This window comes from Candidatus Neptunochlamydia vexilliferae (assembly GCF_015356785.1).
GTDB classification, from domain to species: domain Bacteria; phylum Chlamydiota; class Chlamydiia; order Chlamydiales; family Simkaniaceae; genus Neptunichlamydia; species Neptunichlamydia vexilliferae.
On record NZ_JAAEJV010000026.1, the window covers coordinates 1 to 6,117 of the forward strand.

General features: G+C 44.3%; 9 protein-coding genes. 8 read left to right on the forward strand and 1 reads right to left on the reverse strand.

Annotated features, from left to right (window positions below; all coding sequences use genetic code 11):
• From NEPTK9_RS09690 to NEPTK9_RS05480, 8 genes are all read left to right on the forward strand, one after another.
• The coding region (locus NEPTK9_RS09690) for a hypothetical protein (protein ID WP_228547040.1) at nt 1–201 on the forward strand (201 nt) is incomplete at its 5' end.
• A gap of 454 nt (nt 202–655) precedes the next feature.
• On the forward strand, nt 656–1,297 hold the full coding sequence (thiE, locus tag NEPTK9_RS05450) for a thiamine phosphate synthase (protein ID WP_194847823.1): 642 nt from the start codon (nt 656–658) through the stop codon (nt 1,295–1,297).
• Nucleotides 1,290–2,063 (forward strand): hydroxyethylthiazole kinase, encoded by a 774-nt coding sequence (gene thiM / locus NEPTK9_RS05455; protein ID WP_194847824.1) that lies wholly within the window; start codon nt 1,290–1,292, stop codon nt 2,061–2,063. Before thiE ends, thiM begins: the two co-directional genes overlap by 8 nt.
• Nucleotides 2,056–2,877 carry a bifunctional hydroxymethylpyrimidine kinase/phosphomethylpyrimidine kinase gene (gene thiD, locus NEPTK9_RS05460; protein WP_194847825.1) on the forward strand — a complete coding sequence of 274 codons (822 nt, stop codon included), beginning with the start codon at nt 2,056–2,058 and terminating at the stop codon, nt 2,875–2,877. Before thiM ends, thiD begins: the two co-directional genes overlap by 8 nt.
• Before the next feature lie 103 nt (nt 2,878–2,980).
• Nucleotides 2,981–3,250 carry a hypothetical protein gene (locus NEPTK9_RS05465; RefSeq protein WP_194847826.1) on the forward strand — a complete coding sequence of 90 codons (270 nt, stop codon included), beginning with the start codon at nt 2,981–2,983 and terminating at the stop codon, nt 3,248–3,250.
• On the forward strand, nt 3,250–3,951 hold the full coding sequence (locus NEPTK9_RS05470; protein ID WP_194847827.1) for a hypothetical protein: 702 nt from the start codon (nt 3,250–3,252) through the stop codon (nt 3,949–3,951). Before NEPTK9_RS05465 ends, NEPTK9_RS05470 begins: the two co-directional genes overlap by 1 nt.
• On the forward strand, nt 3,948–4,184 hold the full coding sequence (locus NEPTK9_RS05475) for a hypothetical protein (RefSeq protein WP_194847828.1): 237 nt from the start codon (nt 3,948–3,950) through the stop codon (nt 4,182–4,184). The genes NEPTK9_RS05470 and NEPTK9_RS05475 overlap by 4 nt, the downstream gene beginning before the upstream one ends.
• A complete protein-coding gene (locus tag NEPTK9_RS05480) occupies nt 4,181–4,834 on the forward strand; it encodes a hypothetical protein (protein ID WP_194847829.1) in 654 nt (217 codons plus the stop codon). Before NEPTK9_RS05475 ends, NEPTK9_RS05480 begins: the two co-directional genes overlap by 4 nt.
• 80 nt (nt 4,835–4,914) lie before the next feature.
• Here NEPTK9_RS05480 and NEPTK9_RS05485 read toward each other — a convergent pair whose 3' ends face one another.
• Complete coding sequence (locus tag NEPTK9_RS05485; RefSeq protein WP_194847830.1) at nt 4,915–5,769, reverse strand: Rpn family recombination-promoting nuclease/putative transposase; 855 nt, start codon at nt 5,767–5,769, stop codon at nt 4,915–4,917.
• Nucleotides 5,770–6,117 lie beyond the last annotated feature (348 nt).

Here is a 6,117-nt window from a genome sequence, read left to right on the forward strand (position 1 = left end):
TATAGACAGCTGGCTAACAAATGCGTTTTGTTAAGGTTTATTTGGAAGAAAAACGGAATCGTGCACAGGGAGGAGCTTATATGCATTCCTGACACGCCAATCCGGAAGTACTGTAGCGAAAATAAAGATCAGCTCAAGGGAAATAAAGATACAATTAATAAAATCCGCCGTTCTATCGTAGCATCATCACTTTATAAATGATTAACAAGACGCACTTAAATTAGGCATGTCTCACCCAAGAAAACCTAATGCTAAATGAAGGGGAGGCTCGGAAGCCCGCCTTTTTATACCCAACTTTATCAAGTGGCCACCAGAGGAAAACCCTTTAAATCTTTTCTACTTTGTTGAAAGACTACAAGAAGCTTTGGGTGCATCAACTGGAAGAGTTTGGCTTTCAAGTGCATTCTTAGGAGCTGGGCAAAAATAACTTATACATTTCTGCAACCATAACATCTTCATCTGCTTTGTTGCAACTCCTTGAAAGCTAATAAGCTTCCTGCGGATTTGCGCCGCGCAGCTAAAGCGCTATGGCACCAGAAATGCATGAGTTATTTTTGCCCAGCTCCTTAGATAAATCGTCAAGCAAATTTTCTAGTTGACACCTGCTTGCTTTAGCCCTTAAAATGCACCTTCTAATATAATTTGGTATGGAAAAATGAAAGATTCTCTTAAGCTCATTCTTGTCACCCAGAGGGACTCTACCCCTATTGACAACTACTTGCGGTTCATCGAGAGATGTGCTCGAGCGGGGGTAACCGCAGTCCAGCTCCGTGAAAAAGGGGCCTCTTATGATCTTCTACTAGAATTTGCACGGAGATTAAAAGAGACCTTAGCCCCCTTTGAGATTCCCCTAATCATTAATGACTCAATAGATCTTGCCCAGGCGGTTGAAGCTGAGGGGGTCCATCTAGGCCAAACCGATGGAAGCCCTGAAGCCGCCCGTGAAATCCTAGGGGAAAATGCCCTGATTGGTCAATCGATTGAGTCTTTGGAAGAGCTCGATAAAGCCAATGCAAGCCAAGCATTGAACTACGTAGCTGCAAGCGCTGTTTTTGAAACGAAAACAAAAAAAAACCTAAAAAAGATTTGGGGGCTATCAGGCCTTAAAGACCTTGCCGCGCGCTCCAATCACCCTGTGATAGGAATTGGGGGCATCAATCTATCAAACGTTGATCAAGTCATAGACTCAGGAGCTCAAGGGGTGGCGGTCGTTAGCACCCTTCATAGCGTAGAAGACCTTGAGCAAGGTTGCAGTCAGCTACTTTCAGCGGTAAATAGAGGAGCCTGTCATGCATAGTATCTATGCCATCCTGGGAAAAATTCGTGAAACAAAACCTCTAGTCCTTAACATCACCAATACTGTCACGATGGATCTGATGGCTAATGGCCTACTTGCCATAGGAGCAGCCCCTATCATGTCATCGGAGGTCAGCGAGATTAAAGAGCTTGTTCACCTTTCTCAAGGGGTTAATATCAACATTGGAACGCTCGATAAGGCCTTTTGCAAAAGGGCCAAAGTTGGAGCAAAAGAGGCCTACTTGCAAGGGAAACCATGCATTCTAGATCCTGTAGGAACAGGTGCAACAAAAATAAGAACCAAACTAGCAAAAAAGCTCCTTCCTTATGTCACAACTATTAAGGGAAATGGGAGTGAAATCCTTTCATTTAAAGATACAAAAAGAGCTCCCCTAGGGGTTGAATCTAAAGAACCTTCGATCCAAGCTGAAGGGGTAGGGAGAAACTTAAGTAAAACACTTAACCGAACCATGATCATTACAGGAAAGGTAGATATTATCATCGGTGGCGACCGAACCGAGTACATTAAAGAAGGCTCCCCATTAATGGGAATGGTGACAGGAATGGGTTGCACATTAGGAGCCCTTTTAGCAGCCTTCCAAGCCGTTGAAAAAGATCGCTTTAAAGCTTCACTTGCTGCAACACGCTACTTCGGTATTTGCGGAGCAAAGGCTGCGGAACAAGCAGGAAGCCCCGCAGCGTTCAAAAGCGCTCTCATCGACCACCTTTATGAGCTGAGTTTTAATCCAAAGGCTATCTATGGATAAAGTCCTTTCGATTGCTGGTTTCGATGGCTCTGGAGGGGCTGGCATTCAAGCAGACCTTAAAACCTTTTCCGCATTTGGCTGCTTTGGAATGACTGTTTTAACAGCGCTTCCAATCCAAAATACCCAGGGGGTAAAAAAATCCTATCCTATCCCCCCTCTGGCAGTAAAAGAGCAGCTTGAAGCAATCTTTGAGGATATCATTCCCGATGCGATTAAAATCGGAATGCTTGCAAACAAAGAGGTGATCGAAGTCGTCACAAGCTTCTTAAAACACAACGGACAAAATATCCCCATTGTTCTGGATCCCGTGATGGTTGCAACCAGTGGGGATCGCCTCCTTTCTGCAGATGCTTTAGAGACCCTCAAAGAGCTCCTTATTCCCCTCTCTACCCTCACAACCCCCAATATTTCCGAAGCCAAAACCCTTATAGGCCCCTTCGAAACAACCAAAGAAGAAATGGAAACTGCTGCTCAAAAGATTCTCCTTATGGGGTCGCACTCAGTCCTTTTAAAAGGGGGGCATCTTGATGGAGAGATGGCATCCGACCTTTACCTCGACCAAAATGGAACAAAAGTATGGCTGAAAAAAAAGCGAATAAAGACCAAAAACACCCATGGAACAGGGTGCACCCTATCCGCTGCAATCGCCTCCTCTCTTGCCATGGGATTTGATCTCCTTGAAAGCTGTAAAAAAGGGAAGGCCTACCTTCACCAAGCGCTCATCGCAGCCAAAGACCTTCGCATTGGAAAAGGTTCTGGCCCTCTTCACCATTTTCACCACCTCCAAAGCTCATATATAAGCTCTCTAGTTTAAGAATCTTTGCTTAACAGCGTATGGCACATACAAAATCATGAAAAAAACACTTGGCGATAAAAAGGTTTTTCAGCAATACTGATTTTTAAAATGACTTGGTAAAATGAGAAAGACTTTAACATTATTGATTGCTTGCGGGCTAATCCTTTTAAAAACTCCCATCTATGGGAACGATCAGGCCTTTTCTGATTGTGAGTATGATGCCAATGAAGGGTATGAAAAGTGTGAGCCCTTGGGCTATGGCTCATCCACTGCAACAAGCACTTCGATCAGCATGTCGATGGTGGGCTGGGGACTCGGCCTTGCCATTGCAATTGCCATTCTTGCTGGAGTGATCCACCAAAGCGCCGCAGCTCATAACGACAGTAACTGATGAAATGGCTTTTCCTCTTACTTCCCTTTTTTCTGTGTGCTCAAGAACCCTTTTTTGCCCATTTTGAAGCTCCTAAAGGGTGGCAGATTGCCGACCCCTCCAAGTATGGACGGGGGGTCAAGATCGGTTTTATCGCCTCGAAGCGAAAAATCTTCACCCCTTCGATCACCCTCACCCTCGAAAAGGTGGGGAAAACCTCACTGGAGATCTACCTTAAGGTCATTGAAAAACACAACCGGCACAATCACTATACGGAGCTAGGCTCTCTTCAAACGAAAAATGGTCCGGCTCGCCTCATTCAGCTCGACATTAAAAACCAATGGGGAGTGATCCGCGTTCTTCAAGCCATTTCAATCCATGAGGGATATGCAATCATCCATGCCGCCTCGGTATTAAAAGAAGAGTTCCTTTCTGTTCATGAAAAGCTTTTAGCCTCTTTTAAGTCGCTCGAAGTGTCACCGATTTGGAGTGATCCCGACCTAGAAAAAAAGTTAATGCCACTGACAACCTGTTGGAAAAAACATTGCGCCACTTCGAAAGGAGACAGGGAAAGCCTCTTTGCCACCCCCTTTTTTCAAAGCAATCACTGGAAACCTTTTGTCAATTATGTCGAAAAAGAGTTAAAGTTAAAAGGGAGCTGCTGGCAGTTCCTTGCAATTAAATACATTCAACAATCCCTACTGGAGAAAAACAGTCCATGAAACGGTTAATGATCTTTCTAACTATCGCCTTTGCCTTAAACGCTCAGGAACCCCCTCTTCCTGAGGAGAACCCTGACATCCCCTTCCGTGAGCGCACCGAACCTGAAGAGGCTCCCTCAAACACCAAAAAAGCGACCCTTGCCGTTATCGGAACCCTGGCTGCCATTACCATCGGGCTGATTGCCAGCGGTGCCAACACCGGGAAGCATGCTCCTTCGAATAACGACTCATGAAATACCTTGCCTTAGCGCTTCTGCTTTTGCTCACAAGCTGCTGCCGTGATGGGTGGAAACATACCGCGATAAAAAGTGGGAGCCCCGACTATGACATTAGCAAGCTCACCCACCCCGCTTCTGATCCCGCAAATGGGATCGAGCTTGAGCTGACCCGCTATGGGAAAGAGATCCATGGCTACATCCATGTAAAAACCTTCGAACTCCCCTCCCATGAAGATGAGCATGCGACAACACTGACGATCACTACTCCTCAAAAACCCATTCTGATTCAAGGTTTGGGAGTTTACCAAAGCCAGCGCTCTAGATTTAGCCCCATTGAAGCAGACCCCTATCCAAGAGATAAGGGCGATGCAGAGGGGGGTGAAGCTGGAGATGCTGGCGCAGGGAAAAACCAAATCTTGAGTCAGAATGGGTTTACCAAGACTTTTGTGATTCCCCTTCTGGAAGGAGGGCAAAGGGCACGTCTCACCGACACCTGCCTGAGTTACCTGATTCAGGTGCTTGAGATGTATGATACGGCGACTCTGACTTCGGGCCACTTTTCAGAGACAATCAGTGGAGCAAATTTTCAGCGCCACCACGACGCCCTCATGCGATGCCCAAGCGCGCTCCGCCCCCAAAATCTGATCACCTTTGAAATTTTGTAAAACTTGTTTGGGTATATAACCTGCAACTTGTAGCATTTATTTCTTGCCCAGTTCCTTAGGAGTTATTCTTGCTCAGCTCCTTAGCGGAGGGGCTCGATCTCTTCAACTGAGAGGCCCGTTGCTTCAGAAATCTGAGTTACTGGTAGACCTTGCTTAAGCAAAGCTTGGACAATTTCTAATTTTTCTTTTTGCCGTCCTTTTTCGAGCCCTTCCTCAACACCTTTTTCACGTTCCTTTCTTCTGGCATCATATTCGTCAGTCAAGGCCATGTTTGCCTGAATGTATGCCTCTCTTTCAGCCTTGCTCCAATTGTACTCTTCCATCGAGTTGTAAGCTTCTATCAGCTCTTTTTCTTGGACTTTAGAAGGAACTTCGTTCGTTTTCCCCCAGTTTTTAAAGAAGTACAACCATTTATCTTGGACCGTTTCTAACTCCTCTTCTTTTTTCTTGAATTTAGGAAGCTCAATGAAAACGTAAGACATATCTTCTAGATTATGCTCTAATGTGTCCGTATCAAGGGTTTTATGATAGGAAATCACCTTTTCTTTCTCAGGAAATAGAACATGGTTTGCAATGGCAAGAAGGATAACAGGTTTTAGCTCAACGTACTCAGCTCCTTCAGGAAACTGAGAAACGTAGCTATGAGCAAGATAAAATTGGGTCCGCTTGATAAACCCAGGGGCACTCTTATTTTGCATTTCAACAATGTATTGAATATTTCGCTCATCTGTGCACTTGATATCAAGAACGCTTTTTTTCGTTTCTTTGATCAGGGGTGCTTGATCCTTTGGAAGAAGAGTGACTTCTTTGATTTTTCGGTCCCCTTCTAGAGATAATGCGGAATTCAAAAAGCTAATAAGCAAAGGCTTGTGTTTTTCTGTTCCAAAAAGCTTTTTAAAAGAAACGTCATTTGTTGGGTTTAAATACCGGCTCATTTTTATTTCTCCTCTGTCTGGCTAAGAGATTCAATTGTTTCGGCAGAAAGCTTTGTTTCTTTCATAACTTCCTCAATCGAGCAGCCTCTATCAACCTGAGTTTTCTTCTTTAAGGTCTTGTTCACAAGCCATTTTTATGACTCCTATGTCATTTTTAAACTCTTCTTCAAGTTTTCTTATGAGCTCTTCATTTTTGGCCCTTATTGCAAAATCCTTCCAAAAATCGATTAATCAGTAATTTTGCAATTGGCTCTACCTGTACCTATTTTAACGGATCTTGCAGGATTTTGCAAACCTTCATTTTCATTAAAAATTATTTTGTCATATATATATACCGAAACAAGATCA